Here is a 26,547-nt window from a genome sequence, read left to right on the forward strand (position 1 = left end):
TGATACTGCCTTGTCCGGGGTGTGGTGCCAATGCGCGGGACGGACGGCGGTCGCCGCCGCCCGTCACCGCGCTCGTTCGGTGGGTGTCAGCGGGTGAGCTTGCCGGGGCCCTCCGCGACCACGGGGCCGATGACGATGACGGCGGGGGGACGGACGTCCTCGGCCTTCACCACGTCGGCGACGGTGGCGAGGGTGGCGTCCACCCGGCGCTGGGCGGCGGTGGTGCCCTCCTGGACGAGGGCGAGCGGGGTGTCGGGGGACTTGCCGTGGGCGACGAGCGCCTCGGCGATCTTCCCTATCTTGTCGACGCCCATGAGGATCACCAGGGTGCCGGTCAGCTTGGCCAGCGAGGCCCAGTCGACGAGCGAGCGCGGGTCGTCGGGGGCGACGTGGCCGCTGACCACGGTGAACTCGTGGGCGACACCGCGGTGGGTGACGGGGATGCCGGCGGCGCCGGGCACCGAGATCGAGCTGGAGATGCCGGGCACGACGGTGCAGGCGATGCCCTCCGCGGCGAGCGCCTGCGCCTCCTCCATGCCCCGGCCGAAGACGAACGGGTCGCCGCCCTTGAGGCGGACCACGGACTTCCCGGCCTTGGCGTGCTCGATCAGCGCGTTGTTGATGGCCTCCTGGGCCATGAAGCGGCCGTACGGGATCTTCGCCGCGTCGATCACCTCGACGTGCGGCGGCAGCTCGTCCAGGAGGTCGCGGGGGCCGAGCCGGTCGGCGATGACGACGTCGGCGGCGGCGAGCAGCCGGCGGCCCCGGACCGTGATGAGGTCCGGGTCCCCGGGGCCGCCGCCGACGAGGGCGACGAAGGGGGCGCGGGCGCGCTGGGCGGGGGCGGCGAGGGAGCCGTCGCGCAGGCCCTCCAGGATCGCGTCCCGGACGGCGGCCGAGCGGCGCGGGTCGTGGCCGGTGAGGACGGCGACGGTGACGCCGTCGCCGCGGCCGGTGGCCGGTGTCCAGGCGGTGGCGGCCTCGGCGTCGTCGGAGCGGACGCACCACACGCGGCGGCGCTCGGCCTCGGCGGAGGCGGCGGCGTTGGCGGCCGGGTCGGTGGTGGCGACGAGCGCGTACCAGGCGTCGGCCAGGTCGCCGTCCTCGTACCGGCGGCGGACCCAGGTGATCTCGCCGGTCTCGGCCATGGCCTCCACGGAGGGGGTGGCGGACGGGGAGATCAGGACGATGTCGGCGCCGGCCGCGATGAGGGCCGGGAGGCGGCGCTGGGCGACCGTGCCGCCGCCGAGGACGACGACGCGCCGGCCGGCGAGGCGGAGGCCGACGGGGTAGGCGGGGTGCTCGACGTGATCGGCCATGTGCGGGCGGCTCCTCAGAAGGGGCTTGCGGGGCCGCTGCGGCGGTGAAGCGGCTGGTGGGCGGGCGTACGGCCCGGGCACCACGATATCGGTGACCGGGGGTGGGCACCGTGTGACCCTGGTCCCTCCGGCCAGGGCCGGAAGGACGTGCCGGGGTGGGTCGGCCCGGCCGCCCTGCCCACCCCGGGGTCCGGCCGACCGGCCTGTCCGGCGCCGGGGGCCCGGGGCACGGCTCGGCCCCGGCGCCGCCTCCCCGGGGAGGGGCGGCGGTGCCGGGGCCGTGACGGCGGCTACTTCTCCGTGACGCCCGCGGAGTCGAAGGTCGCGACCTCGTGCATCGCGCGGGCCGCGCTCTGCACCAGCGGCAGGGCGAGCAGGGCTCCGGTGCCCTCGCCGAGGCGGAGGTCGAGGTCGACCAGCGGGCGCAGGCCCAGCTTGTTGAGCGCGGCGACGTGGCCGGGCTCGGCGCTGCGGTGGCCCGCGATGCAGGCGGCCAGCGACTCGGGGGCGATGGCGCGGGCGACCAGGGCGGCCGCGCCGGTGGAGACGCCGTCGAGGATCACCGGGGTGCGCAGCGAGGCGGCGCCCAGGATGAAGCCGACGAGGGCCGCGTGCTCCAGGCCGCCGATCTGCGACAGGACGCCGATCGGGTCCCGCGGGTCCGGCTTGTGCAGGTCGAGGGCGCGGCGGACCACGTCGACCTTGCGGGCGTGGGTCTCGTCGTTGATGCCGGTGCCCCGGCCGGTGACCTCGGCCGGGTCGACGCCGGTGAAGACGGAGATGAGGGCGGCGGACGCGGTGGTGTTCGCGATGCCCATCTCGCCGGTGAGGAGCGCCTTGTTGCCGGCCGCGACCAGGTCGCGGGCGGTCTCGATGCCGACCTCCAGGGCGGCGATCGTCTCCTCGCGGGTCATCGCGAGGCCGGTGGTGAAGTCGCCGGAGCCGGCGCGCACCTTGCGGGGCAGCAGCCCCGGGGTGGCGGGCAGCTCGGTGGCGACGCCCACGTCGATGACGCAGACCTCGGCGCCGACCTGGTTGGCGAAGGCGTTGCAGACCGCTCCCCCGCCGAGGAAGTTGGCCACCATCTGGCCGGTGACCTCCTGCGGCCAGGGCGTGACGCCCTGGGCGTGGACGCCGTGGTCGCCGGCGAAGATCGCGACGGCGGCGGGCTCCGGGATCGGCGGCGGGCAGGCCCGGGAGAGGCCGCAGAGCTGCGCGGAGATGATCTCCAGCATGCCGAGCGCGCCGGCCGGCTTGGTCATCCGCTTCTGCCGCTCCCACGCCTCGCCGAGCGCCTTGGCGTCCAGCGGGCGGATGGAGGCGACGGTCTCCTGGAGCAGGTCGTGCGGCTCCTCGCCGGGCAGGGCGCGGCGGCCGTACGTCTCCTCGTGGACGACCCAGGCGAGCGGGCGGCGCTTGGACCAGCCGGCCTGCATCAGCTCGGGCTCGTCCGGGAACTCGTCGACGTACCCGACGCAGAGGTACGCGACGACCTCCAGGTGGTCGGGGAGGCCGAGGGCGCGGACCATCTCGCGCTCGTCGAAGAAGCTGACCCAGCCGACGCCGAGGCCCTCGGCGCGGGCGGCGAGCCAGAGGTTCTCGACGGCGAGGGCCGAGGAGTACGGGGCCATCTGCGGCTGCGTGTAGCGGCCGAGGGTGTGGCGCCCGCCCCGGGTGGGGTCGGCGGTCACCACGATGTTGACCGGGGTGTCGAGGATGGCCTCGATCTTCAGTTCCTTGAACTGCTTCGCCCGGGCCTTCGGCAGCGACTTGGCGTACGCCTCGCGCTGGCGCTGGGCCAGTTCGTGCATGGTCTGCCGGGTCTCGGCGGAGCGGATGACGACGAAGTCCCAGGGCTGCGAGTGGCCGACGCTGGGGGCCGTGTGGGCGGCCTCCAGGACGCGGAGCAGCACCTCGTGCGGGATGGGGTCGGAGCGGAAGCCGTTGCGGATGTCGCGGCGCTCGCGCATCACGCGGAGCACGGCCTCGCGCTCGGCGTCGTCGTAGCCGGGGGCGGCGGGGCGGGGCTCGGCGTCCGGAGCCTCTTCGGACGGCTCCTGGGCGGACACCTCGGCGGGCTCGTCGGCGGCGTCCTCGGCGACGACCGGGATCTCGTCCGCCACGGCGACGACGGGTGCCTCGGCGGGCACCTCGGCGGCGGCGTCGGCGAACGCCTCGGCGGGGGCGGGCGCGGTCGACTCCTGCGCGACGGGCTCGGTGGACTCCTGCGCGACGAGCTCGGCGACGGGCTCCGTGGCGGCCTCGGCCACGACCGGCTCGGCGGTGGGCTCGGCGACGACCGGCTCGGCGGTGGGCTCGACGGCGGGCTCGGCCGGGGCCTCCACCGCCGGGACGGGCGCGGGCGCGGGCGTGACGGGCTGCTCGGGCGCCTGCGCCTCGGCGGCGGCGACCGGCTCCTCTACAGCGACCGGCTCCTCTGCCGGGACCGGCTCCTCCGCGGGGAGCTGCGGCTCCTCGGCCTGGGCCGGCGCGGCGGGCTGCTCGGCGGCGGCGTCGGCGGGGGGCACGGGCTCCGCGGCGGGCTGCTGCTCCACGGGCGCCTCGGCCATCGGGGCCTCCGGCTCCGCCACCGCCGCCGTCTCCGGCTCCGTCTCCGGCTCCACGGCCGTTTCGGCCGGTACGTCGGCGGGCGCGGGCGGCTCGGGGGTCTCGGGGGTCTCGGCCGCCGGCTCCTGGGGCTCCGCCGGGACCTGGGCCTCCGGCTGAGGGGGCTCGGCCGGCTGCTCGGCCACGGGCACGGGCGCCTCGGCGGGCGCGCCTGCCTCCGGAGCCGCGCTGTCGGCGGGCGCGGGCTCGGGCGCGGACGGCTCGGGGGCCTCGGCCACCGGCTCCTGGGGCTCCGCCGGGACCGGCGCCGCCTCGGCGGCGGGCTCGCCCTCGCGGGGCGCGGGGACGAGGACCTCGGGGGCCTGGGGCGCGGCGGCCTCGGCCCCGGCGGGCTCCGGCTCGACGACCGGGGTCCCGGCCGCCGGGGTGGGCGTCGGGGCCGGCTGCTCGGCGGTCGGGACCGAACCCTCGACCTGCACGAACTGGCCGCTCTGCGGAACGACCGTTTCTGCCGGGGCCTCGGCGGGCGCCAGGGGCTCCTGCGGCTGCGCGGTCCACGGCTCGGCGCCCTGCGGGGCCGTCTGCTGGTCCTGCGCGATCTCGAAGTACTCGGGGCCGGTGGTGGGCGGCCCGGGGGTGCGTACCGGCACGGGCGCGGGACCGGTGGCGACCAGGGGCTCCGGGGCGGGCGCCGGGACCGGCTGCGCGGCGGGCGCGGGGGCGGCCGGGCCACGGTCGGCGAGCGAGCGGACGACACCGCCGGTGGCGGCGTCCGGGACCGGCGGGCCCATGTGGAGCGGGCGGCGGGACGGCGCGGCGGGCGGGGGCACGCGGACGCCGCCGAGGTCCACGGAGCCGGAGTCGCGGCCGGCGGCCTCGTGGGCGCCGGTGTCGAGGATGCCGGGCTCGTAGCCGTGGGCGGGGGCGACGGGCTCCTGCGGGGCGAGGGGAACACCGTGCGCCGGGGTGGCCTGCGGGGGCTGCGGGGCGAGCTGCGCGCCCTGCGGCGGGGCGGCCGGGGCGGTCAGCTGGTCGGCGAGGACGAGGCCGTCGGGGAGCGGGCCGGTGAGGGGGTCCGGCAGCGGGTCGGTGAGCGGGTCGCCCAGCGGGGCGGCCTGCGGCACGGCGCCGGGGTCCATGCCCTCGGCGGCGCCCTGCGCGGGGACCGCGGGCGGGGCGGGGACGGCGATCGGCGGGGCGGGCACGGTGCCCGGGGCCTGCTCGCTCCAGGCGCCCTGGGCGCCCGGCATCAGGAGCATGTCGTCGTCCTCGGGGAGCTGCCCGGGAAGCGGGCCGGAGGGGTCCAGGTAGGTGTACGCGCCCGGAGCGGGGATGCCCGGCTGCTCGACCATGCCTGCGTTCTCCGGCAGTCCCTCGCCCGGGACCTGGCCGGTGTCCGTCATGCGTACCCCTCGCCCATCGTTGTGTTCGTTCAGAGCTGCGCCCGTCAACGAGAACGAGCGCGTGCGCCGCGCGGCACGGAGGCGCGCCGACACCCACACATTGTCGCGGCCCGCGGCCATCGTGGCAGGCGGATCCGCCACGGTGCGCTGTGGACTGCGCCACGTCGCGCGGTCCCCCCGGTGTGCCGCACGGCGGTGACCGTCGGGAACAGGTCAAGACGCTCGTCGTTTCAGGACATTGACGAACAACACGCCGAACGCCCCGTGCGGTACAACAATCGGCCAGCCTACCTGCCCCGCCGGGCGGGCGGGTCACGGGGCGCCGGTGGTCCGGCGGCCGGTGAGCAGGAAGACGACGGAGCGTTCGCGCTCGGTCCAGTCGGCGGGATCGAGGCCGACGGTCTGCAGGAGCACGGTCTCGACGGCGTAGCCGCCGGCGGTGAGGGCGGAGCCGATCGCCTCGGCCTCGTCGCGGGTGGTGGCGTGGGCGGCGATGCGTTCGGGGCGGCGGTCGGCGCAGGCGGTGACGACGGGGACGCCGCCGGCCCCGATCCGTACGACGTCGGGTTCGGGGAGGCTCTCCAGGACGTGCGGGGCGCGGCCGGTCACGGTCTGGAGGAGGACGCCGTGGCGGCGGGCGGCGGCCTCGGCGACGGTCTGGGCGGCGGGGTTCGCGTCGATCGCGAGGACGGCGGCGCCGAACCGGGCGGCCTCGACGGCGAAGGCCCCGCCGGAGCTGCCGACGTCCCAGACGAGGTCGCCGGACCGGGGGCCGAGACGGGCGAGCTGGACGGCGCGCAGCGTGGGGTCCTGGGCGATGTCGGGCCGCCCGTCGGAGTCGTACTCACCGCTCAGCTCGGCCCAGCCCCGGACGGACGCGGCGCCCGGGTCGTGGCCCATCAGCCAGGGGGCGGCGGAGGCGCCGGTGCCTCCGGCGCCTCCGATGACGAGGACGACGTTGGGGTCGCGCCAGGTGTGGTCGGCGGCCTTGTCGGAGGTGAGGACGGAGACCTGTTCGCGGGTGGTGCCCAGCTCCTCGCAGACGACGAAGGTGCGGTGGACGCCGTCGAGGAGGAGGGCGAGCTCGGCGGGGCCCGCGCCCGGGGAGGTGAGGACGGCGACCTTGGGGTGGGCGCGGCAGACGTTGACGGCGCGGCGCAGGGTGCGCTGGTGGGCGACGACGACGCGGGCGTCGTCCCAGGGCATGCCGGCCCGGGCGAAGGCGGCGGCGACCGAGGAGACGGCGGGGACGACCTCGACCTCCAGGCCGTGCTCGGGGGCGCGCAGGGTGCGGACCACGCCGAAGAATCCGGGGTCGCCGTCGGCGAGGACGACGGCGGTGCCGCGGTGTCCCGCGATGCGGCGGGCGGCGAGTCCGACGCTGCCGAGCCGGACGCGCTCGGCGCCGGGGGGCACCTCGGGGAGTGCCAGGTGGTGGGCGGCGCCGGCCACCAGGGTGGCGGCCGAGAGCGCGGACCGGGCCGCCGCGGTGAGGGGCGAGCCGTCCCAGCCGATCACCGTGACCCGGTCGGCCATCGCGTCTGTCTCCTGTTGTGTCGTCGCAGGTCGGAAGCGTGCCGAGCGTACCCCGGGCCGGTGCGTCCGGGGCTCAGCCCCAGTCCGTGTACGAGGAGTATCCGGCGTCGGCCAGCTGGTCGGCGACGCCGTCGAGGTCCTCGGGGAGGAGGCTCCACACGATGAGGTCGGTGCGGATGTCGGTCCACTCGCCGCTCTCGGTGAGGCTGCGCGCTATCCAGGCGTTGCGCAGGACGCCCTCGCTGATGCAGCCGATCTTCTGGGCGACCTGCTGGGAGGCGGTGTTGTCGGCGGCGGTGCGCAGCTGGAGGCGTTCGAAGCCGCGGTCGCGGAACAGCCACTGGGCGACGGCGAGGACGGACTCGGTGGCGTAGCCCTCGCCGCGGGCCCAGGGGGCGGTGACGTAGGCGACCTCGGTGGCGCGGACGCGCCAGTCGGTGTCGTGGAGGTGGACGGTGCCGACGAGGCGCTGGGTGAGGAACTCGGTGACGGCGAGGACGATGCCGCGGCCCTCGGTGCGCTCCGCCGGGGCGGCCGCGCGGATCCAGTCCTCCGCGTGGGCGCGGGTGTAGGGGTGCGGGACGGTGGTCCAGGCGGTGACGAGTTCGTCGTTCATCATCTCGACGAAGGCGGGGACGTCGGCCTCTTCGAGCGCGCGCAGCACCAGCCGGTCCGTGCTGATGGAGATGTCCGGAAAGGTGGTAGTCATGCGCAGCTCCGTACCGAGACCGTCCGTTGAGACCGTGAACGCACAGCATGCAGCATGGCACGCGCGGTGCGCATGGCCGGGTCGGACCTGCGGCGGGCGTGCGGAAGGCCCCGCGCGCCGGACGGGGCGGGCGGGGCCTTCCGCTCAAGGACTGTACCGGTGGCCTTACTTGGCGGCGCCGAACGCGGGGATGACGGAGCCCTTGTAGGTGTCCTCGATGTACTTCTTCACCTCGGGCGAGTTGAGGAGCTTCACGAGCTTCTGCACGCGGGCGTCCTTCTCGTTGCCCTCCTTGACGGCGAGGAAGTTGGCGTACGGGTTGCCCTCGGCCTTCTCCAGGACCAGGGCGTCCTTCGCCGGGGAGAGGTCGGCCTCGATCGCGTAGTTGCCGTTGATGACGGCGGCGTCGACGTCGTTCAGGGCGCGGGGGACGGTGGCCGCCTCCAGCTCCTTGAACTCCAGGCCCTTCTTGTCGGTGATGTCGGACAGCTTGGCGTCGGTGCCGACGCCGTCCTTGAGGGTGATGAGGCCGTTCTCGGCGAGGAGGTGGAGCGCGCGGCCCTCGTTGGTGGTGTCGTTGGGGACGGCGACGGTCTGGCCGGCCTTGATGTCCTTCACCGACTTCAGGTTCTTGGAGTAGAGGCCGAGCGGCTCCAGGTGGACGTTCACGACGGGGACGATGGTCGTCTTGTTCTTCTTGTTGAAGTCGTCGAGGTACGGCTTGTGCTGGAAGAAGTTGGCGTCGACCTGGCCGGACTGGGTGGCGGTGTTCGGCAGGACGTAGTCGGTGAACTCCTTCACCTCCAGCTTCAGGCCCTCCTTGGCGGCCAGGTTGTCCTGGACGAACTTGAGGATGTCGGCGTGCGGCGTCGGGGACGCGGCGACGACGAGCGGCTTGTCGGCGGAGGCGCCGTCCTTGGCGGAGGCCGGGTCCGAGGCGGTGCCGCAGGCGGTGAGGCCGAGGGCGAGGGCGGTGACGGACGCGAAGCCGGCGGTGAGCTTGATGTTCTTACGCACGAAGAGTGCCTCTTTCATGTGGAGCGGTGGACGCCTGGACAACAAGTCCTGGCTTTTTCCGGTGGTGGTCTGCGGTGCCGTCAGGCGGTGCGGCCCCGGCGGGCGAGGAGCCGTACGACGCCGTCGCCGACGAGCTGGACGATCGTGACGATCGCGACCAGGACGACGACGGTGACGAGCATGAAGGTGGTGTCGAAGCGCTGGTATCCGTAGGTGACGGCCTTGGAGCCGAGTCCCTCGCCGCCGACCGCGCCGGCCATCGCGGAGTAGCCGATGAGCACGATGACGGTGGTGGTGACGGCGGCGACGAGCGAGGGCAGGGCCTGCGGGAGCAGCACCTTGCGGACGATGGTCGGGATGCCGCCGCCCATGGACTGGACGGCTTCGACGAGGCCGTGGTCGACCTCGCGGATCGCGGTCTCGACGAGGCGCGCGAAGAAGGGGATGGCGCCGATGGCGAGCGGCACGATCATCGCGGTGGGGCCGATGAAGGTGCCGACGACGAAGGTCGTGAAGGGGATCAGGGCGATCAGCAGGATGATGAACGGCAGCGAGCGGCCGATGTTCACGATCGCACCGACGACCTTGTTGACGGGCCGGTTCTGGAGGAGTCCGCCCTTGTCGGTGAGGACGAGGAGGATGCCGAGCGGGAGGCCGCCGACGATGGTGACGACGGTGGCCCACAGGACCATGTAGAGGGTGTCGACCGTGCCCTGTTCGAGCAGGGGGCGCATCTCTTCCCAGGTCACTGGGCACTCTCCTTCACGAGCACGTGCTGCTGGGCGGGCACCGCGGGCGCGGTGTCGTCCCGCGGGTCTTCGACGCGTTCGACCTGGAGGCCCTGCTCGCGCAGGAAGCCGACCGGGACGACGTTCTCCTCGTACGGTCCGGGCAGTTCGATCCGCATGCGGCCGATCTGCTTCCCGCCGACGGTGTCCATCGCGGCTCCGAGGATGGAGATGTCGATGTTGTACGTGCGGGAGAGCTGGGAGATCACCGGCTGGGTGGCGGCCTCGCCGTGGAAGGTGACGTCGACGACGGTGCGGTCCGGGCCGCCCGCCTGTCCGCTGACCGGGAAGAGTTCGGCGGCGAGCTGGGAGCCGGGGGTGGCGAGGAGTTCGCTGACGGTGCCGGACTCGACGATCCGGCCCTTCTGCATGAGGGCGGCGGAGTCGCAGATGGTCTTGACGACGTCCATCTCGTGCGTGATGAGCAGGACGGTGAGGCCGAGCTGCCGGTTGAGGTCGCGCAGGAGCTGGAGGATGGAGCGGGTGGTCTCCGGGTCGAGGGCGCTGGTGGCCTCGTCGGAGAGGAGGACCTTGGGTTCGCCGGCGAGGGCGCGGGCGATGCCGACGCGCTGCTTCTGGCCGCCGGAGAGCTGGCCGGGGTAGTTCTTCGCCTTGTCGGCGAGGCCGACGAGGTCGAGGAGTTCGAGGGCGCGGCGGGAGCGTTCGGCGGCCGGGACGCCCAGGATCTCCAGGGGGAGCTCGATGTTGTCCTTGACGGTGCGCGAGGACAGCAGGTTGAAGTGCTGGAAGACCATGCCGATGCGGCTGCGGGCGCGGCGGAGGTCCTTGCCGGCGCGGCGGCCCTTGCCGGCGAGGGCGGTGAGGTCGACGCCGTCGACGGTCACCGTGCCGGAGGTGGGGCGCTCCAGGAGGTTGACGCAGCGGATCAGGGAGGACTTGCCGGCGCCGCTCTGGCCGATCACGCCGAAGACCTCGCCCTCGCGGACGTGGAGGTCGACGCCGTCCAGGGCGGTGACCTGGCGGCCGCGTGACTCGTAGACCTTGGTCAGGCCCGAAGTGGTGATCACAGGGTTTCCGTCACTGTCGAGTGCGCGACGCGTGGGTCCGCCGTGCACGGGGCATTCGTCTGTCGGACAGTCAGGCGCACGGGGGCCGCTCCGGCGGCAGGCCGGGGTGGCGGAGTGCGCGGGGCAGGCACGGTCCGGCGCCGGTGGGGCGGGCGGAACGGCTCGGCCGTCGGGTCTCGCTTCGGGGCGCGAGGCTCAGGCGGGGGCCCTCAGAAGGCGCACATTCGACACATACAACGAGCACCGGGCGTGGTCTTCGCCTCGGTCGCAAGGGTGCGGCTGCTCGTCGTGGTCATGGCTGCAAGTAAAGCATGCGCAGTCGCGAACGGAAGTCCGGTGTCCGCATTCCGGACGGGACTGAGACGCTGGGCGGACGGTGCGGGGACGGCGTCCGCCCCGTGCGGCCTGGGGCGTAAGGGGGCCGCGGGGAGGCGCGGGAGGAGGGCCCGCGCACGGCGAATGTGGCCAAGGCCACGGGCTCGCGGTACGGCGGGGGCGGGTCGTGGCGGGGGCGAGCGCATCGGGCCATTCGGGCCGTAATACCCTCGGGCGCATGCTTGACGCCCTCACGATCGCGGTTTCGGTGGCCGCGCTCGCCCTCGCCGCCTGGTGCGGCTTCGCCGCCTACCGGGACCAGCCGACCAAGGACTGGCACTTCATCGGCATGGCCGTGGTGACCTTCCTGGTCCTGGTCCAGCTGATCGTCGGCATCGTGCAGCTGGTCCGCGGCGAGAAGGCCGAGGAGGGCACGACGATCTTCGTCGCCTATCTGCTCGGCGCGCTGTGCGCGGTGCCGATCGCCGGCTTCATGTCGCTGGCCGAGCGGACCCGCTGGGGTTCGGCGACGGTCGCGGCGGGCGCGGTCGTGCTCGCGGTCCTCGAAGTGCGTCTCTTCGACATCTGGACGGTGGGCTGACCATGGCGGGGACGACGGAGCGGACGGAGACGGGCGCGCGGACCCGGCTCGTCAAGGGCCCGGGCATGCTGCTGCTGTGGCTGTACGGCGTGATGTCGGTGGGCGCGGCCTCGCGCTCGGTGTACGAGATCAGCGCCAAGTTCGACGAGGCGCCGCTCGCGTACACGCTCTCGGCGGTCGCGGCGGTCGTCTACGTCTTCATCACGTACACGCTGGTGCGCGGCGGGGAGACGGCCCGCAGGGCGGCGCTGGTGTGCTGCGCCGCCGAGCTCGCGGGCGTGCTGGTGGTGGGGACGTGGACGCTGGTGGAGCCGTCGGCCTTCCCGGACTCCACGGTGTGGTCGGAGTTCGGCTACGGCTACGTCTTCATCCCGGTGCTGCTGCCGCTGAGCGGCATCTGGTGGCTGCGCCGGTCGCGTACCGCCTGAGGGCCGGGCGGCCTCAGGCGGCCTTCTCCAGGGTGACCAGGGTGAGCCGGGGGCCGAGTTCGCGGGCGTCGACCTGGGCGTAGCCCTTGGCGCGGTACAGGCGGAGGTTGCCCTCGCTGCGGTGGCCGGTGAAGAGCTGGAAGCGCTTGGGGGCGGCGCCCGTCGCGGCGGGGTGGCGCTCGATGGCGTCGAGGAGCCGGCCGCCGATGCCGTGGCGGCGCATGCGCGGGTGGACGATGAGCTTGGCGATGTGCGCGGTGCCGTCCTCGTCGGTACGGGCGCGGACGGAGGCGATCACCTCGTCGCCGAGCCGGGCCACCAGGCCGTATCCCTCCGCCAGCTCGGCGCGGACGGCGTCGAGCGTCTGGGTGAGCGGCTCGATGGACCAGTCGCCGTAGAGCTCGGCCTCGCTCTGGTAGCAGAGGTACTGCAGCTTCAGGATCTGCTCCGCGTCGCGCGCGTCCGCCGCCGAGATGGTCACACTCAGGCCCATGTGCGCATGCCTCCCGCTCATCTGGTCACCGATCGGTACCCCGCACCCTTCCCCTTCGGCCGGACGCGGGAACCTCCGCCGCGAGCATTCTGCGCAGGCATCCCAGGCAACGGGAACGCATCGGCCCCAGACTGCCTTGTGAGATACCCAACGTTCCTGCGATTTCCCGGTAGGTGGGGTCCGCCGGGTCGAGCATCGCGTTCAGGAGGCGGGGGCAGCGGCCGGGGGTGCGGGTGACGGCGGCGCGGAGGGTGCGGCGGCGTTCGGCGGTGAGGGCGGAGCCCTCCGGAGAGCCGTGGTCCGGCTCCGGGCCGTGCGGCGTCTCCTCGTGGTACGGGCGTTCCCGGCCGCTGGTGCGGCGGGCGCGGCGGGCCTCGGCGCGGACGGCCCGGCGGAGCCAGTCGGCGGGGCGTTCGGGGACGTCGTCGGCGCGCAGCCGTTCCAGGAGCCGCAGCCAGACGGCCTGTTCGAGGTCGGCGGGGTCGACCCCGGCGGCCGCGGCCTCGGCCCGGGACTCGGCGGCGAGCAGCGGGGTGAGGGTGGCGAGGAGGGTTTCCGGGGAGGTCATGCCCGCCACGATGCGGCGGCGCGGGGGCGCGGTTGCGCTCCGGGCGGGGAACCACCCGGTCGGCGTACGCGGCCGACCGGGTGGCCCGGTCGGCGCCGTACGCCCGGGTCAGCGGTCGCGGAAGTCCGCCGCCGCCAGCAGGGCGGTGTCGGGGTTGTCGGAGAACACGCCGTCGATGCCGGTCTCGAAGTACCGCTTCAGCGCGCCGAAGGCGTCGCCGTAGGCGGCCGGGTCGGTGCCCCTGCGGAAGTCGGCCGGCAGGAAGGTGTTCTCGTTGCGCTGGGTGTACGGGTGGAGGATCAGGCCCCGCGCGTGGGCGTCCCGCACCAGGGTGGTCGGGGCGCCGAGCCGGCCGGCCGCGTCCTTGGGGATCACCAGGTCGAGGGTCGGGCCGATGCCCTGGGCGTACGAGGCGATCCAGCGGAGCCCGGCGGGGGTGACGAGGTCGGCGACGGTGCGCGGGTCGCCGGCCTCGACGAAGTCCCAGGGGCGGGTGGCCGCGCCGGAGAGCAGGACGACGAGCGGGGAGTCGACCAGCTTCGACAGGCGCTGGACGCTGCTGGGCTCGAAGGACTGGAGGAAGACGGCGGAGTGGGCGCGGTGGCGGCCGTAGCGGCGGAGCAGCCTGGCCAGGCGCTCCTCCAGGCCGAGGCCGATCGAGCGGAAGTACGAGGGGTGCTTGGTCTCGACGTGGAGCCAGATCTCGCGGCCCCGGCGGCGGCCCTCCTCGTCGGCCCAGCGCAGGACCTCCTCGAAGGTGGGGACGGTCCAGCGGCCGTCGTACAGGGTGTTCTCCTGGCGGGTGCCGGGGATGCACTCCTTGGCGCGGAGGGTCTTCAGCTCGGCGAGGGTGAAGTCCTCGGCGAACCAGCCGGTGTACGAGACGCCGTCCACCGACTTGGTGGTCCTGCGGGAGGCGAACTCGGGGTGGTCGGCGACGTCGGTGGTGCCGGTGATGTCGTTCTCGTGCCGGCAGACCAGGTGGCCGTCCTTGGTGGGGACGAGGTCCTGCTCGATGACGTGGGCGCCGAGGTCCAGGGCGTGCGCGTAGGAGCCGAGGGTGTGCTCGGGGCGGTAGCCGCTGGCGCCGCGGTGGGCGATGACGGTCGGGACGGGGAGCGAGCGGTAGCCGCGTCCGTGGCCCCGTCCGGCGCCCCGGCCCCGCGGGTCTGCGGTCTCGGCCGTCTCGGCAGCCTGGGCGGTGCCCGCGCCGGCGGCGAGGCCGGAGGCGGCGCCGAACGCGGCGGCGCCGGCCGCTCCGAGTACCGTGCGGCGGGCCGGGGTCCGGGGTGCGCCCTGGGTCATGGAGGTCCTCCTGTGTGTTGTCCCGCACCTGTCATCGGGGTGGTCCCGACGCTAGGCGCCGATCCCCTACGGGCGGCGGACCTGGGCCGAACATGGCGGAAACACGCGTCAACACCGTGTATCCGTTCGGTGAACCCGATGTGCGCGGGGCCGTGACCCGCGAGTATCGTCGCGTGCTGCACCGTCGGCTCCCCCGAGCCGCCCGCCCGACACCGGAGGAACCGTTGTCCCGTCTCGCGATCGTCAAGGCCACTCTCGGTCCGGTCCTGCGCCTGATGTTCCGCCCTCGCGTCGAGGGAGCCGAGAACGTCCCCGGGACCGGTCCGGTGATCCTCGCGGGCAACCACCTCACCTTCATCGACTCGATGATCATGCCGATCTGCCTGGACCGCCCGGTGTACTTCATCGGCAAGGACGAGTACGTGAAGGGCAAGGGCCTGAAGGGCCGGCTGATGGCCTGGTTCTTCACCAGCGTCGGCATGATCCCGGTGGACCGGGACGGCGGCCGGGGCGGTGTCGCGGCGCTGATGACGGGCCGCCGGGTGCTGGAGGAGGGGAAGATCTTCTCGATCTACCCGGAGGGCACCCGCTCCCCCGACGGCCGGCTCTACCGGGGCCGTACGGGCGTGGCCCGGCTGACGCTGATGACCGGCGCGCCGGTGGTGCCGTTCGCGGTGATCGGCACGGACAAGGCGCAGCCGAGCGGTGCGGGCTTCCCGCGCCCGGCCCAGGTGACGGTCCGCTTCGGCGAGCCGCTGGAGTTCTCCCGGTACGAGGGCATGGACCGCGACCGGTACGTGCTCCGGGCGGTGACGGACTCGGTGATGGCGGAGGTCATGCGGCTCTCGGGCCAGGAGTACGTGGACATGTACGCCACGAAGGCGAAGGAAGCCGCGTAGGGGCCGGTCGGCCGTACGCGGTCTCGGCCGGGCGCCGGGCGTCCCGCCGTACGCGCGAAGGGCGCCCCCGGAGTCGTTCCGGGGGCGCCCTCGTGCGTGGGGTCAGTGCTCCACGTGGTCCGCGAGCTTCTGGTTCCTGAGGAGGAACCAGGCGGCCACGGCGGTCGCGAGGAGGACGGCGGCGCCGACGCCCGCGGCGATCCGCAGGCCCTCGACGAAGGCGTCCTGGGCGGCCGTCACGAGCGCTTCCGCGCGGGCGGGGTCGAGGGCCCCGGACGCCTCGACCGCGCCGCCGAGCGAGTCGTGGGCCGCGGCGGCGACGTCGGACGGGACTCCGGCCGGGACGGTGAAGCCCCGGTAGACGCCGGTCACGATGGAGCCGAGGACGGCGATGCCGAGTGCGGCGCCGAGCTCGTACGCCGTCTCGGAGACGGCGGACGCGGATCCGGCCTGCTCCTTGGGGACGCTGGAGAGGATCACGTCGGCGGTGACGGTGAAGGCGAGTCCGGCGCCGACGCCGACGACGAGCAGGCTCGCGCCGAGCAGCGGGTAGCCGGTGGACCGGCCGATCACGGTCAGGACCGCGAGGGCCAGACCGATGGCGGCGAGACCGCCGGCGACGGCCGAGCGGACCGAGAACCGGCGGGCGAACCGGCCGGCGAGCAGACCGGCCGTCACCGAGCCGATGGCGGCGGGCAGTTCGGCGAGTCCGGCCTCCAGCGGTGCCCGGCCCTGGACCAGCTGGAAGAACTGGGACAGGAAGAACACCAGCCCGGCGAGGCCGAGGATGGTCAGCAGGTCGGCGAGGACGGCGCCGGAGAAGCCGCGGTTGCGGAACAGGCGCATGTCCAGGAGCGGGGCCGGCAGGGTGAGCTGACGGCGGACGAACCAGGTGAGGCCGCCCGCGCCGACGAGCACGGCGACGGCCACGTCGAGGGTGAGGCCGTGCGAGGCCAGTTCCTTGACGGCGTAGACGACGCCGATCATGCCGACCAGGGAGAGGCCGACGCTGGGCAGGTCCCACGGGCCCGGGTTCGGGTTCTTCGACTCCGGGATGAACTTGACGCCGACGAGGACCAGGACGGCCATGACGGGCAGGTTGATGAGGAAGACCGAGCCCCACCAGAAGTGCTCCAGGAGGAAGCCTCCGACGACCGGGCCGACGGCGGCACCGGCCGAGGCCATGGCGCCCCAGATGCCGATGGCGAGGCTGCGCTCGCGCGGGTCGTGGAAGAGGTTCCGGATGAGGGCCAGGGTGGAGGGCATCAGGGTCGCGCCGGCGACACCGAGCAGGGCGCGGGCGGCGATCATCATCTCGGGGCTGGTCGCGTAGGCGTTCAGGACCGAGACGGCGCCGAAGGCGACGGCACCGATCAGGAGCAGCTTCTTGCGGCCGATGCGGTCGCCGAGGCTGCCCATGGAGACCAGCAGACCGGCGATGACGAAGGAGTAGACGTCGCCGATCCAGAGCAGCTGGCTGCCGGAGGGCTTCAGGTCCTCGGAGAGGAACGGGGTCGCCAGGCCGAGCACGGTGGCGTCCACGGCCACGAGCAGCACGGCCAGGACGAGCGCGGCGAGGGCGAGCCACCGGCCGGGACGGCGCACGCCCTCGATATGGCTCTCGTGCTGAACGGTTTCGGTGATCACTTCTCCACGCTCCTGCGCGCTCCGCCGAGCAGCAGCTCGGCGATCATGTAAGAAAAGTCGTTGGCGGCGACCCGCCCGTCGGCGACGGCCCATGCGCCCGAGCCGATCAGCCCGTAGAACGCCTCGCAGAGCCAGGCGGGTGTCAGGTCGATCCGGAAGGTGCCCTCCTCCTGGCCGCGCCGGAAGAGGTCGACGAGCCGGGCGTCGAGCCGGGACCAGCCCTCGTTCTGCCCCTCGCCCTCGAACAGCTGGTTCTCGGTGACGAGGAAGGCGAGCAGCGGGGCGGCGGGCTGGGAGGCGGTGACGAGGCGGCGGACCGCCTCGTCGGCGGGGCCCTCCTCGATCCGGGCCGCGTCGAGCGCGGCCTCGGCCTCCTCGATGCACAGTTCTTCGAGGGCCCGCACGAGCGTGTCCCGGCCGGCGAAGTGCCGGTGCAGGGTCGCCCGCCCGATGCCCGCGGCCCGCGCGACCTCGTCCATGGTGGCGGTCGCCTTGCGGGAGAGCAGGGCGGCGGCGGCGCGGAGTACCTGGGCACGATCGACTGACATGAGACGACCATACACCAAGTGAGACATCTTTGTCTCATGCGGGACTCTGGCAACCCGGCAACCCATCGGCCCGCGGGCACGCGAAACGCCGGAAGGCCCCTTGCGGGGCCTTCCGGGAGACGGGACGGGGAGGGGGCGGCTACTTCCTGGCCGCTCCTCGGCTGCCTCTCGGCTACCTCTCGGTTACTTCTTGGCGTCCGCCCAGGCGTGCTGGACGACCAGGTCCGCCTTGACCTCGACGAGCTGGACGGCGACGGCGGAGGGCGCGGTGCCGCCGCGGCCGTTGCGGGAGGCGAGGGCGCCGGGGACGTCGAGGACCGTCCGGACCTCGGGGGTGAGGTGCTCGGAGATCTTGGCGAACTGCTCGTCCGTCAGCTCGTCCAGCTCCTTGCCCTCGGACTCGGCGACCTTCACGCACTCGCCGGCGACCTCGTGGGCGACGCGGAAGGGCACACCCTGCCTGACCAGCCACTCGGCGATGTCGGTGGCGAGCGAGAACCCGGCCGGGGCCAGCTCCTCCATGCGCTCCCGGTTGACGGTGAGCGTGGCCATCATGCCGGTGAAGGCGGGGAGCAGGACCTCCAGCTGGTCGCAGGAGTCGAAGACCGGCTCCTTGTCCTCCTGGAGGTCGCGGTTGTAGGCGAGCGGCAGCGCCTTGAGGGTGGCCATCAGGCCGGACAGGTTGCCGATGAGGCGGCCGGACTTGCCCCGGGCGAGCTCGGCGATGTCCGGGTTCTTCTTCTGCGGCATGATCGACGAGCCGGTGGAGAAGGCGTCGTGGAGGGTGACGAAGGAGAACTCCTTCGTGTTCCAGATGATGATCTCCTCGGCGATCCGGGAGAGGTTGACGCCGATCATCGCGGTGATGAAGGCGAACTCGGCGACGAAGTCACGGGAGGCCGTGCCGTCGATCGAGTTGCCGGACGAGCCGCGCTCGAAGCCGAGGTCCTTGGCGACCGCCTCCGGGTCGAGCCCGAGGGAGGAGCCGGCGAGGGCGCCGGAGCCGTACGGGGAGACCGCCGTCCGGGTGTCCCACTGGCGCAGCCGCTCGGCGTCCCGGGAGAGGGACTGGGCGTGGGCGAGCACATGGTGGGCGAAGAGCACCGGCTGGGCGTGCTGGAGGTGGGTCCGGCCGGGCATGGCGACGTCCGGGTGCGCCTCGGCGAGGCCGACGAGCGCGTCCTGGAGGTCGGCGACGAGCCCGCCGATGATCCGGGCGTGGTCCCGGAGGTACATCCGGAAGAGGGTGGCGACCTGGTCGTTGCGGGACCGGCCGGCCCGCAGCTTGCCGCCGAGCTCGGCACCCAGGCGCTCCAGGAGGCCGCGCTCCAGGGCGGTGTGGACGTCCTCGTCGGCGATGGTGCCGACGAAGGAGCCGTCGGCGACGTCCGCCTCCAGCTGGTCCAGACCGGCTAGCATCCGGGTCAGCTCGTCCTCGGTGAGCAGTCCCGCCTTGTGGAGCACGCGCGCGTGGGCCCGGGATCCGGCGATGTCGTAGGGGGCGAGGCGCCAGTCGAAGTGGACCGAGGCGGAGAGCTTCGCGAGGGCCTCGGCCGGACCGTCGGCGAAGCGGCCGCCCCAGAGCCGGACGTCACCGTTGTTGCTGCTCACTTCTGGTTGCTCCTCGCCTTGATGAAACCGGAACGCTGATGCATGAGTATGCAGAACTCCGCATGATTCGTCAATCGGATCCCCGCACCACCCGCGCGGGGACAACGTCTCCCGCACGGCGAGGACACGGCGACCAGGAAATCCGGGGGCGTGCGCGGGCCGGTGACCTCTACCCTCCGCGCATGAGGAACGAGGCGGAGGCGAGGCAGGCGGCGGTGCGGCGGGTGGGGCGGGGGCTCCCCCTGGAGCGGGCGCTCGACGGGACGCGGCCGAAGGCGTGGGCCGATCTGGACGAGGACATCCGGCGGGCGGTCGTCCACGGCCATGTGCAGCCCTCGCACGCGTGGCTCACCGGAGAGTCCGGGCCGGGATGGCGGCGGCTGTGGCGGAGGACCTCCGCACCCTCGCCGGCGGCGCCCTCCGGGGCACGGCTCGCGCTCGCCCTGTGCGACCCCGACGGACGGATCCGGGAAGCGGCGCTGCCGTACGCGGCGGGGCGGCCGGAACTGCTCCCGCTGGTCGTGATCCGGGCCACGGACTGGGCGGAGCCGGTACGCGCGCGTGCCCTGGCCCTGCTGCGGGCGGAGCTGCCCACCGCCTCGCACGAGAGTCTGACCGTCACGGCGCCCGTGATCCTGCGGCTCGCCGGCCGGCTGCGGGGCGGGGAGGCCGTCGAGCTGCTGGACGCGCTGCTGCGGGACGGGCCCGGCGCGGCCGTCACCGCGCTGCTCCTCGGCTGCCGCGACGCGGCCACCCGACGGGCCGCGCTCACGGTCGCGCTCGACCGGCGGCTGTACGACGGCCTCGGCCTGGCCCTGGTCGCGGCCGGGGACCACGACCCCGTCGTTCAGGAACGGGCCGCCTCCGCGGCGGTGGCGGCCGGCGAGCCGGATGCGACCGTCCCGGTCCTGCTGGGCGCGCGGTCCGGACGGGTGCGGGCGGCGGGCGTCACGGCGCTGCGCGGGGCCGGCCGGCACGCGGAGGCGGAACCGTATCTCTTCGACCGGTCGGGGCGGACACGGGCCTGCGCCCGGTGGGTGGTGCGCCAGGGCGGGGGCGATCCGGCGAGCGTGTACCGGACGGCCTGCGCGGGGGCGGACGTGCCGGACCGGGCGCCGCTCGGACTCGGCGAGTGCGGGACGCGGGCCGTGGACGGCGCCGCGCTGCGGAAGCTGACGGAGCATCCGAACGGCCGGGTGCGGGCCTCGGCGGTGGCCGGGCTGCGGCTGCTCGACCTGGTGGACCCGCGCCGCATGCGGGAGCTGCTGGACGACCCCGAGCCCGGGGTCGTACGGGAGGCGGGGCGCGCCCTGCGCCCGTGGACCGGCTGAGCGGGCCCGCTGTGAGACGGGGCGTCACCGCGGGGCCGCCTCGGCGGAGAATGACCCCATGGGAAAAACGTATGAGCGTATCGATGGGCGGCTGCGTGCCTTCATCGAGGACCAGCCCGTCTACTTCACCGCCACCGCGCCCCTGTCCGGCGACGGCCACGTCAACCTCTCGCCCAAGGGGCGGAAGGGAACCCTCGTCGTCCTCGACGAACTGACCCTGGCCTACATCGACTTCGGGGGCAGCAGCGCCGAGACCGTCGCCCATCTGCGCGAGCCCGGCAACGGGCGGATCACCCTCATGTGGACGGCCTTCTCCGGCCCGCCGACCGTGGTGCGGGTGCACGGCGACGGCGAGGCCGTGCTGCGCGACGACCCGCGCTGGCCCGAACTCTTCGCCCGCTTCCCCGAGGAGGCGGTCAAGGACCAGATCAGCGCGCGGGCGATCGTCCTGGTGCACGCGCGGCGGGTCAGCGACTCCTGCGGGTTCGCCGTGCCGGTGATGGAGTACCGGGAGGAGCGGACGCTGCACGCCGAGTTCTTCAACCGGAAGACGGAGGACGAGTTCAACACGTACTGCGAGGGCAAGGAGCACATCGCCAGCAGCCTCGACGGGCTGCCCGCGCTGCCGCTGCCGCTGCCGCCGCTCCCCCACTCGGCCCAGTAGCCTGGCCCGCTGCCGCCCGGCGCCCTAGCCTCGCCGCCATGCGTACCCTTCTCGCGCTCGGCGCCACGCTGCTCTGCCTGGCCTCGGCCCCGGCTCCCGCCCCGGCTTCCCCGGTGGTCCCGCTGCCCGCGCTGATGGCGGACACCGGCGGCGGCTCGCAGCTGATCACCGCCGTCGCCGCGGACACCCGGGCCACCACCGGCACCGTCACCTGGTGGGACCGGCGCGGCGGGCGGTGGGTGCGGGCGGGTTCGGCGCCGGCCCGGTTCGGCGCGAAGGGGCTGGTGGAGGGGGCCGCACGGCGGCAGGGCACGAACACGACGCCGACCGGCCTCTTCGACCTGCCGTACGCCTTCGGGATCCGGGCCGCGCCGCCGGGCACGGAGTACCGGTACGTGCGGGCCACCCGCGACTCGTGGTGGTGCCAGGACAACGACTCGCGCGCGTACAACCACTGGGTCGAGGGGCTGCCCGCGGACTGCCGGGCCGCGGAGGCCGAGCACATCGTCGCGTACCGGACGCAGTACGCCCACGCGCTCGTCATCGGCTTCAACTACGCCCGCCCGGTACGGATGCGCGGCGCCGGGATCTTCCTGCACGTGAACGGGGCCGGGGCGACCGCCGGCTGCGTCTCCGTGCCGGCCGACGCGATGCGGGCGATCCTCGCCTGGGCGGAGCCGGACCGGCGGCCGCACATCGCCGTCGGCACCCGGCAGGGGGCGACGGCGATCACGCGGTACTGAGCGCGGCTCAGTTGCCCTTCTGCGCCAGGCGCAGCAGGTGGTCGGCGAGGGCCTGGCCGCCGGTCGGCTCGCGGGAGATCAGCAGCAGGGTGTCGTCACCGGCGATGGTGCCGAGGATGGCGTGGAGTTCGGCCTGGTCGATGGCGGACGCGAGGAACTGGGCGGCGCCCGGAGGGGTCCGCAGCACCACCAGGTTGGCGGACGCCTCGGCGGAGATGAGGAGTTCGCCGGAGAGGCGGCGCATGCGCTCCTCCTTGGCGGACTCGCCGAGCGGGGCCTGCGGGGTGCGGAAGCCGCCTTCGCTGGGGACCGCGTAGATCAGCTCGCCGCCGGTGTTGCGGATCTTCACCGCGCCGAGCTCGTCGAGGTCGCGGGAGAGCGTCGCCTGGGTGACGCTCAGCCCGTCGTCCGCGAGGAGCTTGGCGAGCTGGCTCTGCGACCGCACCGGCTGCCGGTTGAGGATGTCGACGATCCTGCGGTGGCGTGCGGTGCGGGTCTGCGGGACCGACGGCCCTCCGGGCTCGTTCCCCTGCGCGTCGGTCATCGTCGCCTCATTCTCCGGTTCGTCCTTGCCCGTTCACCTCGTCGAGAACGGCCGGCAGGGCCTGGAGGAAGGTGTCCGCCTCGGCGTCGGTGAGGACCAGCGAGGGCATGATCCGTACGACGTCGGGGGCGGGCGCGTTCACCAGGAGGCCGGCGTCCTGAGCCGCCTGCTGCACCTGGGGCGCGAGGGGCTCGGTGAGCACGATACCCAGCAGGAGGCCCGCGCCACGGACGTGGGAGACCAGCGGGTGCCCGAGAGCCTCGATTCCGGAGCGCAGCCGCTCGCCGACGGACTTGACGTGGTCGAGGGCCGCGTCGGCGGCGAGGGTGTCGAGGACGGCGAGGCCGGCGGCGCAGGCGACCGGGTTGCCGCCGAAGGTGGTGCCGTGGTGGCCGGGGGCGAAGAGCTCGGCGGCGGCGCCGAAGGCCACGGTGGCGCCGAGCGGGAGGCCGCCGCCGAGGCCCTTGGCGAGGGTGACGACGTCGGGGTCCACGCCCTCGTGGGCCTGGTGCTCGAACCAGTGGCCGCAGCGCCCGATGCCGGTCTGCACCTCGTCGAGGACGAGGAGGGCCCCGGCGGCGCGGGTGATCTCCCGGGCGGCCTTGAGGTAGCCGGTGGGCGGGACGACGACGCCGATCTCGCCCTGGATGGGCTCGATGACGACGAACGCCGTCTCCTCGGTGACGGCGGCGCGCAGCGCCTCCACGTCGCCGTACGGGACGTGGGTGACGTCGCCGGGCAGCGGCAGGAAGGGGGTCCGCTTGCCGGGCTGGCCGGTGAGGGCGAGGGAGCCCATGGTCCGGCCGTGGAAGCCGCCGTCGGTGGCGACCATGTGGGTCCGGCCGGTGAGCCGGCCGATCTTGAAGGCGGCCTCGTTCGCCTCGGCGCCGGAGTTGCAGAAGAAGACCTTGCCGGGGCGGCCGAAGAGCGACAGGAGCCGCTCGGCGAGGGCGACGGGCGGTTCGGCGACGAAGAGGTTGGAGACGTGGCCCAGGCTCTGGATCTGCCGGGTGACGGCCTCGACGACGGCCGGGTGGGCGTGGCCGAGGGCGTTGACGGCGATGCCGCCGACGAAGTCGAGGTACTCCTTGCCGTCGGCGTCCCACACCTTGGCGCCCTCGCCGCGGACCAGGGCCAGGCGCGGGGTGCCGTAGTTGTTCATGAGCGAGCCCTGCCACCGCTCGGTCAGCTGTCCGTTGCTCATCGTTCCCCCTGTCCGTCCGGCACGACCATCGTGCCGATGCCCTCGTCGGTGAAGATCTCCAGCAGGATGGAGTGCTGGACGCGCCCGTCGATGACGCGGGCGGTGGTGACGCCGTTGCGGACGGCGTGCAGGCAGCCCTCCATCTTGGGGACCATGCCGCTGGAGAGGTCGGGCAGCAGCTTCTCCAGCTGGGTGGCGGTGAGGCGGCTGATGACCTCGTCGCTGTGCGGCCAGTCCTCGTAGAGGCCCTCGACGTCGGTGAGGACCATCAGCGTCTCGGCGCCCAGCGCCGCAGCGAGTGCCGCAGCCGCCGTATCAGCATTGACGTTGTAGACATGTCCGTCGTCCTCGGAGCGGGCGATGGAGGAGACGACCGGGATGCGGCCGTCGTCCAGGAGCGCCTGGATGGCGCCGGTGTCGATGGCGGTGATCTCGCCGACACGGCCGATGTCGATCCGTTCGCCGTCGATCTCCGGCCGGTGCTTGGTGGCCGTGATGGTGTGGGCGTCCTCGCCGGTGAGGCCGATGGCGAGCGGGCCGTGCTGGTTGAGCAGGCCGACGAGCTCGCGCTGGACCTGCCCGGCGAGCACCATGCGTACGACGTCCATCGCGTCCTCGGTGGTGACCCGGAGGCCCGCCTTGAACTCGCTGACGATGCCGTGCCGGTCGAGGGCCGCGCTGATCTGGGGGCCGCCGCCGTGCACGACGACCGGCTTGAGGCCGGCGTGGCGCAGGAAGACGACGTCCTGGGCGAAGGCGGCCTTCAGCTCCTCGTCGATCATGGCGTTGCCGCCGAACTTGATGACGACGGTCTTGCCGTGGTGGCGGGTGAGCCAGGGCAGGGCCTCAATCAGGATCTGGGCCTTGGGGAGGGCGGTGTGCTTCCGCGTGGCATTGGTCATGACGAGTAGGCGCTGTTCTCGTGGACGTAGTCGGCGGTCAGGTCGTTGGCCCAGATCACGGCGGACTCGGAGCCGGCGGCGAGGTCGGCGGTGATGACGACCTCCCGGTAGCGCATGTCGACGAGGTCGCGGTCCTCGCCGACGGAGCCGTTCCGGCACACCCAGACGCCGTTGATGGCGACGTTCAGCTCGTCGGGCTCGAAGGCGGCGGCGGTGGTGCCGATGGCGGAGAGCACCCGGCCCCAGTTGGGGTCCTCGCCGTGGATGGCGCACTTGAGGAGGTTGTTGCGGGCGATGGAGCGGCCCACCTCGACGGCGTCGTCCTCGGTCGCCGCGTTGATCACCTCGATGCGGATGTCCTTGCTGGCGCCCTCGGCGTCGCCGATGAGCTGGCGGGCGAGGTCGGCGCAGACCTCCCGGACGGCCTCGGCGAAGTCGTCCTGGGCCGGGGTGACGCCGGAGGCGCCGGAGGCGAGGAGGAGGACGGTGTCGTTGGTCGACATGCAGCCGTCGGAGTCGACCCGGTCGAAGGTGAGCCGGGTGGCGGAGCGCAGGGCGGCGTCGAGGCCCTTGGCGTCGACGTCGGCGTCGGTGGTGAGGACGACGAGCATGGTGGCGAGGCCGGGGGCGAGCATGCCCGCGCCCTTCGCCATGCCGCCGACCGTCCAGCCGTCCTTGCCCGCCACGGCGGTCTTGTGGACGGTGTCGGTGGTCTTGATGGCGATGGCGGCCTTCTCGCCGCCGTGCGCGGAGAGTTCGGCGGCGGCCTTCTCGACGCCCGGGAGGAGCTTGTCCATGGGCAGGAGGACGCCGATGAGGCCGGTGGAGGCGACGGCGACCTCGCCGGCGCCGACCTCCGCGCCCTGTGCGCTGAGGACCTCGGCGACCTTCTCGGCGGTGGCGTGGGTGTCCTGGAAGCCCTGGGGGCCGGTGCAGGCGTTGGCGCCGCCGGAGTTGAGGACCACGGCGGTCAGCTCGCCGTCGGCCAGGACCTGCTGGGACCAGGTGACGGGGGCGGCCTTGACGCGGTTGGACGTGAAGACTCCCGCGGCGGCGCGGCGGGGCCCGGTGTTGACCACGAGGGCCAGGTCCGGGTTGCCGTTCTGCTTGATCCCGGCGGCGATGCCCGCCGCCGTGAATCCCTGCGCTGCGGTGACGCTCATGGAGCGACTCCAATCGTGGAGAGTCCGGTGTCCTCGGGCAGGCCGAGGGCGATGTTCATGCTCTGCACCGCGCCGCCGGCGGTGCCCTTGGTGAGGTTGTCGATGGCGCTGATCGCGATGATCCGGTGCGCGTTCGCGTCGTACGCGACCTGGACGTGAACGGCGTTGGAACCGTGGACGGACGCCGTCGCCGGCCACTGCCCCTCGGGGAGGAGGTGGACGAACGGCTCGTCCGCGTACGCCTTCTCGTAGGCGGTGCGGACGGCCTCGGCGGTCACGCCGGGCTGGGCGGCGGCGGTGCAGGTGGCGAGGATGCCGCGGGGCATCGGGGCCAGGGTCGGGGTGAAGGAGACGGTGACCCGCTCGCCGGCCGGGCCGCTGAGGTTCTGGATCATCTCGGGGGTGTGCCGGTGGCCGCCGCCGACGCCGTACGGGGTCATGTTGCCCATGACCTCGCTGCCGAGCAGGTGCGGCTTGAGGGCCTTGCCGGCGCCGGAGGTGCCGGACGCGGCGACGATCACGGCCTCGGGGGCGGCGAGCCCGTCCGCGTACGCCGGGAAGAGGGCGAGCGAGACGGCGGTGGGGTAGCAACCGGGCACCGCGATGCGCTTGGACCCCTCCAGCGCGGCGCGGGCGCCCGGCAGTTCGGGGAGGCCGTAGGGCCAGGTGCCGGCGTGCGGGGAGCCGTAGTACGTCTCCCAGTCGGCCGGGTCCTTCAGCCGGAAGTCGGCGCCCATGTCGACGACGAGGACCTCCGGGCCGAGCTGCTCCGCGACGGCGGCGGACTGGCCGTGCGGCAGCGCGAGGAAGACGACGTCGTGACCGGCGAGCTCCTCGGCGGTGGTGGGCGCGAGGACGCGGTCGGCGAGCGGCAGCAGGTGGGGCTGGAGGCCACCGAGCTTCTGGCCGGCGTTGGAGTGGCCGGTCAGGGTGCCGATCTCGACGTGGGGGTGGGCGAGGAGAAGGCGCAGGAGTTCCCCTCCCGCGTATCCGCTCGCGCCTGCCACTGCTGCTCGTACCGTCATCGAAACCCTCCTCATGGATGGCATGACTATACGTGGCCTCGTAGTTTTATGCAACGACCGTGGAGGGGGGGTGTGGCGCGGCCTTCTACTCCAGGGTGCCGGGTGGGCGGCGGGGGGCTCTCGACCCGGGCGGCGGGGTGGGTCTCGACCGGGGCGGCGGGGCGGCTCTCGTTTAGTAGCCATGGATA

At 73.8% G+C, this 26,547-nt stretch carries 24 protein-coding genes; 6 read left to right on the plus strand and 18 right to left on the minus strand.

From position 1 onward, the window contains the following. Positions 1–86: 86 nt before the first annotated feature. The 7 genes from cobA to ACIGHB_RS24380 all read right to left on the minus strand — a co-directional run bounded on the left by cobA (position 87) and on the right by ACIGHB_RS24380 (position 10,368). Positions 87–1,319: a uroporphyrinogen-III C-methyltransferase gene (gene cobA, locus ACIGHB_RS24350; RefSeq protein ID WP_391081689.1), complete on the minus strand. Its 1,233-nt coding sequence runs from the start codon at positions 1,317–1,319 to the stop codon at positions 87–89. Positions 1,320–1,609: 290 nt separating this feature from the next. Next, a complete protein-coding gene (cobT, locus tag ACIGHB_RS24355) occupies positions 1,610–5,290 on the minus strand; it encodes a nicotinate-nucleotide--dimethylbenzimidazole phosphoribosyltransferase (protein ID WP_399915845.1) in 3,681 nt (1,226 codons plus the stop codon). Positions 5,291–5,602: 312 nt separating this feature from the next. Beyond that, on the minus strand, positions 5,603–6,826 hold the full coding sequence (gene cbiE, locus ACIGHB_RS24360; protein WP_399915846.1) for a precorrin-6y C5,15-methyltransferase (decarboxylating) subunit CbiE: 1,224 nt from the start codon (positions 6,824–6,826) through the stop codon (positions 5,603–5,605). 73 nt (positions 6,827–6,899) lie between these two features. Then, on the minus strand, positions 6,900–7,535 hold the full coding sequence (locus ACIGHB_RS24365; RefSeq protein ID WP_360315439.1) for a GNAT family N-acetyltransferase: 636 nt from the start codon (positions 7,533–7,535) through the stop codon (positions 6,900–6,902). 165 nt (positions 7,536–7,700) lie between these two features. Further along, the gene (locus ACIGHB_RS24370; RefSeq protein ID WP_399915849.1) at positions 7,701–8,552 is read right to left on the minus strand and encodes a MetQ/NlpA family ABC transporter substrate-binding protein; all 852 of its coding nucleotides are present in this window, start codon (positions 8,550–8,552) and stop codon (positions 7,701–7,703) included. A gap of 80 nt (positions 8,553–8,632) precedes the next feature. Next, a complete protein-coding gene (locus ACIGHB_RS24375; protein WP_360315443.1) occupies positions 8,633–9,301 on the minus strand; it encodes a methionine ABC transporter permease in 669 nt (222 codons plus the stop codon). After that, positions 9,298–10,368, minus strand: coding sequence for an ATP-binding cassette domain-containing protein (locus tag ACIGHB_RS24380; protein ID WP_360315445.1), 1,071 nt, complete (start codon positions 10,366–10,368; stop codon positions 9,298–9,300). Before ACIGHB_RS24380 ends, ACIGHB_RS24375 begins: the two co-directional genes overlap by 4 nt. A 553-nt stretch (positions 10,369–10,921) precedes the next feature. Here ACIGHB_RS24380 and ACIGHB_RS24385 point away from each other — a divergent pair. Continuing rightward, the gene (locus ACIGHB_RS24385) at positions 10,922–11,284 is read left to right on the plus strand and encodes a hypothetical protein (RefSeq protein WP_030493535.1); all 363 of its coding nucleotides are present in this window, start codon (positions 10,922–10,924) and stop codon (positions 11,282–11,284) included. 2 nt (positions 11,285–11,286) lie between these two features. After that, on the plus strand, positions 11,287–11,712 hold the full coding sequence (locus tag ACIGHB_RS24390) for a hypothetical protein (protein WP_399915852.1): 426 nt from the start codon (positions 11,287–11,289) through the stop codon (positions 11,710–11,712). A gap of 13 nt (positions 11,713–11,725) precedes the next feature. Here the strand turns inward: ACIGHB_RS24390 and ACIGHB_RS24395 are convergent, their stop codons facing one another. From ACIGHB_RS24395 to ACIGHB_RS24405, 3 genes are all read right to left on the minus strand, one after another. Then, entirely contained in the window at positions 11,726–12,205 is a 480-nt protein-coding gene (locus tag ACIGHB_RS24395; protein WP_399915854.1) for a GNAT family N-acetyltransferase, read from the minus strand. A 25-nt stretch (positions 12,206–12,230) separates the two neighbouring features. Further along, positions 12,231–12,773 (minus strand): sigma-70 family RNA polymerase sigma factor, encoded by a 543-nt coding sequence (locus ACIGHB_RS24400; RefSeq protein WP_360315451.1) that lies wholly within the window; start codon positions 12,771–12,773, stop codon positions 12,231–12,233. A gap of 108 nt (positions 12,774–12,881) precedes the next feature. Continuing rightward, positions 12,882–14,078, minus strand: a complete 1,197-nt coding sequence (locus ACIGHB_RS24405; RefSeq protein WP_399915856.1) for a glycerophosphodiester phosphodiesterase — start codon at positions 14,076–14,078, stop codon at positions 12,882–12,884. 224 nt (positions 14,079–14,302) lie between these two features. Here ACIGHB_RS24405 and ACIGHB_RS24410 point away from each other — a divergent pair, with 224 nt between their 5' ends. Further along, positions 14,303–14,977, plus strand: coding sequence for a lysophospholipid acyltransferase family protein (locus ACIGHB_RS24410; protein WP_360315455.1), 675 nt, complete (start codon positions 14,303–14,305; stop codon positions 14,975–14,977). Between the two features lie 102 nt (positions 14,978–15,079). Here ACIGHB_RS24410 and ACIGHB_RS24415 read toward each other — a convergent pair whose 3' ends face one another. The 3 genes from ACIGHB_RS24415 to argH all read right to left on the minus strand — a co-directional run bounded on the left by ACIGHB_RS24415 (position 15,080) and on the right by argH (position 18,783). Then, positions 15,080–16,624 (minus strand): MFS transporter, encoded by a 1,545-nt coding sequence (locus ACIGHB_RS24415; RefSeq protein ID WP_360315457.1) that lies wholly within the window; start codon positions 16,622–16,624, stop codon positions 15,080–15,082. Continuing rightward, the gene (locus ACIGHB_RS24420; RefSeq protein WP_360315458.1) at positions 16,621–17,172 is read right to left on the minus strand and encodes a helix-turn-helix domain-containing protein; all 552 of its coding nucleotides are present in this window, start codon (positions 17,170–17,172) and stop codon (positions 16,621–16,623) included. Before ACIGHB_RS24420 ends, ACIGHB_RS24415 begins: the two co-directional genes overlap by 4 nt. A 183-nt stretch (positions 17,173–17,355) precedes the next feature. Continuing rightward, the gene (gene argH, locus ACIGHB_RS24425; protein ID WP_388872739.1) at positions 17,356–18,783 is read right to left on the minus strand and encodes an argininosuccinate lyase; all 1,428 of its coding nucleotides are present in this window, start codon (positions 18,781–18,783) and stop codon (positions 17,356–17,358) included. A gap of 182 nt (positions 18,784–18,965) precedes the next feature. Between argH and ACIGHB_RS24430 the strand changes: the two genes are divergently transcribed. The 3 genes from ACIGHB_RS24430 to ACIGHB_RS24440 are packed head-to-tail and all read left to right on the plus strand — an operon-like array spanning position 18,966 to position 21,521. Then, a complete protein-coding gene (locus ACIGHB_RS24430) occupies positions 18,966–20,114 on the plus strand; it encodes a hypothetical protein (protein ID WP_399915858.1) in 1,149 nt (382 codons plus the stop codon). A gap of 58 nt (positions 20,115–20,172) precedes the next feature. Beyond that, positions 20,173–20,778 carry a pyridoxamine 5'-phosphate oxidase family protein gene (locus ACIGHB_RS24435; protein ID WP_360315464.1) on the plus strand — a complete coding sequence of 202 codons (606 nt, stop codon included), beginning with the start codon at positions 20,173–20,175 and terminating at the stop codon, positions 20,776–20,778. Between the two features lie 38 nt (positions 20,779–20,816). Next, the gene (locus tag ACIGHB_RS24440) at positions 20,817–21,521 is read left to right on the plus strand and encodes a L,D-transpeptidase (protein WP_399915861.1); all 705 of its coding nucleotides are present in this window, start codon (positions 20,817–20,819) and stop codon (positions 21,519–21,521) included. 7 nt (positions 21,522–21,528) lie between these two features. Here the strand turns inward: ACIGHB_RS24440 and ACIGHB_RS24445 are convergent, their stop codons facing one another. From ACIGHB_RS24445 to argC, 5 genes are read right to left on the minus strand one after another with little or no spacing between them, the layout of a single operon-like run. Then, positions 21,529–22,065 (minus strand): arginine repressor, encoded by a 537-nt coding sequence (locus ACIGHB_RS24445; protein WP_360315468.1) that lies wholly within the window; start codon positions 22,063–22,065, stop codon positions 21,529–21,531. Between the two features lie 7 nt (positions 22,066–22,072). After that, positions 22,073–23,269, minus strand: a complete 1,197-nt coding sequence (locus tag ACIGHB_RS24450) for an acetylornithine transaminase (RefSeq protein WP_360315470.1) — start codon at positions 23,267–23,269, stop codon at positions 22,073–22,075. Next, positions 23,266–24,171, minus strand: coding sequence for an acetylglutamate kinase (argB, locus tag ACIGHB_RS24455; protein ID WP_360315472.1), 906 nt, complete (start codon positions 24,169–24,171; stop codon positions 23,266–23,268). The genes ACIGHB_RS24450 and argB overlap by 4 nt, the downstream gene beginning before the upstream one ends. Beyond that, positions 24,168–25,334 carry a bifunctional glutamate N-acetyltransferase/amino-acid acetyltransferase ArgJ gene (gene argJ / locus ACIGHB_RS24460; protein WP_360315474.1) on the minus strand — a complete coding sequence of 389 codons (1,167 nt, stop codon included), beginning with the start codon at positions 25,332–25,334 and terminating at the stop codon, positions 24,168–24,170. The genes argB and argJ overlap by 4 nt, the downstream gene beginning before the upstream one ends. Further along, positions 25,331–26,359: an N-acetyl-gamma-glutamyl-phosphate reductase gene (gene argC, locus ACIGHB_RS24465; protein WP_399915866.1), complete on the minus strand. Its 1,029-nt coding sequence runs from the start codon at positions 26,357–26,359 to the stop codon at positions 25,331–25,333. The genes argJ and argC overlap by 4 nt, the downstream gene beginning before the upstream one ends. Between the last annotated feature and the right edge of the window lie 188 nt (positions 26,360–26,547).

Source organism: Streptomyces sp. NPDC085460, assembly GCF_044541975.1.
In the GTDB taxonomy this organism is placed as follows: domain Bacteria; phylum Actinomycetota; class Actinomycetes; order Streptomycetales; family Streptomycetaceae; genus Streptomyces.

What these genes read in the sequence shown, in the direction of transcription:
- cobA (WP_391081689.1), bottom strand. Translation starts at nt 1,319, where the DNA reads ATGGCCGATCACGTCGAGCACCCCGCCTACCCCGTCGGCCTCCGCCTC.
- cobT (WP_399915845.1), bottom strand. Translation starts at nt 5,290, where the DNA reads ATGACGGACACCGGCCAGGTCCCGGGCGAGGGACTGCCGGAGAACGCA.
- cbiE (WP_399915846.1), bottom strand. Translation starts at nt 6,826, where the DNA reads ATGGCCGACCGGGTCACGGTGATCGGCTGGGACGGCTCGCCCCTCACC.
- ACIGHB_RS24365 (WP_360315439.1), bottom strand. Translation starts at nt 7,535, where the DNA reads ATGACTACCACCTTTCCGGACATCTCCATCAGCACGGACCGGCTGGTG.
- ACIGHB_RS24385 (WP_030493535.1), top strand. Translation starts at nt 10,922, where the DNA reads ATGCTTGACGCCCTCACGATCGCGGTTTCGGTGGCCGCGCTCGCCCTC.
- ACIGHB_RS24390 (WP_399915852.1), top strand. Translation starts at nt 11,287, where the DNA reads ATGGCGGGGACGACGGAGCGGACGGAGACGGGCGCGCGGACCCGGCTC.
- ACIGHB_RS24395 (WP_399915854.1), bottom strand. Translation starts at nt 12,205, where the DNA reads ATGGGCCTGAGTGTGACCATCTCGGCGGCGGACGCGCGCGACGCGGAG.
- ACIGHB_RS24400 (WP_360315451.1), bottom strand. Translation starts at nt 12,773, where the DNA reads ATGACCTCCCCGGAAACCCTCCTCGCCACCCTCACCCCGCTGCTCGCC.
- ACIGHB_RS24405 (WP_399915856.1), bottom strand. Translation starts at nt 14,078, where the DNA reads ATGACCCAGGGCGCACCCCGGACCCCGGCCCGCCGCACGGTACTCGGA.
- ACIGHB_RS24420 (WP_360315458.1), bottom strand. Translation starts at nt 17,172, where the DNA reads ATGTCAGTCGATCGTGCCCAGGTACTCCGCGCCGCCGCCGCCCTGCTC.
- ACIGHB_RS24430 (WP_399915858.1), top strand. Translation starts at nt 18,966, where the DNA reads ATGAGGAACGAGGCGGAGGCGAGGCAGGCGGCGGTGCGGCGGGTGGGG.
- ACIGHB_RS24435 (WP_360315464.1), top strand. Translation starts at nt 20,173, where the DNA reads ATGGGAAAAACGTATGAGCGTATCGATGGGCGGCTGCGTGCCTTCATC.
- ACIGHB_RS24440 (WP_399915861.1), top strand. Translation starts at nt 20,817, where the DNA reads ATGCGTACCCTTCTCGCGCTCGGCGCCACGCTGCTCTGCCTGGCCTCG.
- ACIGHB_RS24445 (WP_360315468.1), bottom strand. Translation starts at nt 22,065, where the DNA reads ATGACCGACGCGCAGGGGAACGAGCCCGGAGGGCCGTCGGTCCCGCAG.
- ACIGHB_RS24450 (WP_360315470.1), bottom strand. Translation starts at nt 23,269, where the DNA reads ATGAGCAACGGACAGCTGACCGAGCGGTGGCAGGGCTCGCTCATGAAC.
- argB (WP_360315472.1), bottom strand. Translation starts at nt 24,171, where the DNA reads ATGACCAATGCCACGCGGAAGCACACCGCCCTCCCCAAGGCCCAGATC.
- argJ (WP_360315474.1), bottom strand. Translation starts at nt 25,334, where the DNA reads ATGAGCGTCACCGCAGCGCAGGGATTCACGGCGGCGGGCATCGCCGCC.
- argC (WP_399915866.1), bottom strand. Translation starts at nt 26,359, where the DNA reads ATGACGGTACGAGCAGCAGTGGCAGGCGCGAGCGGATACGCGGGAGGG.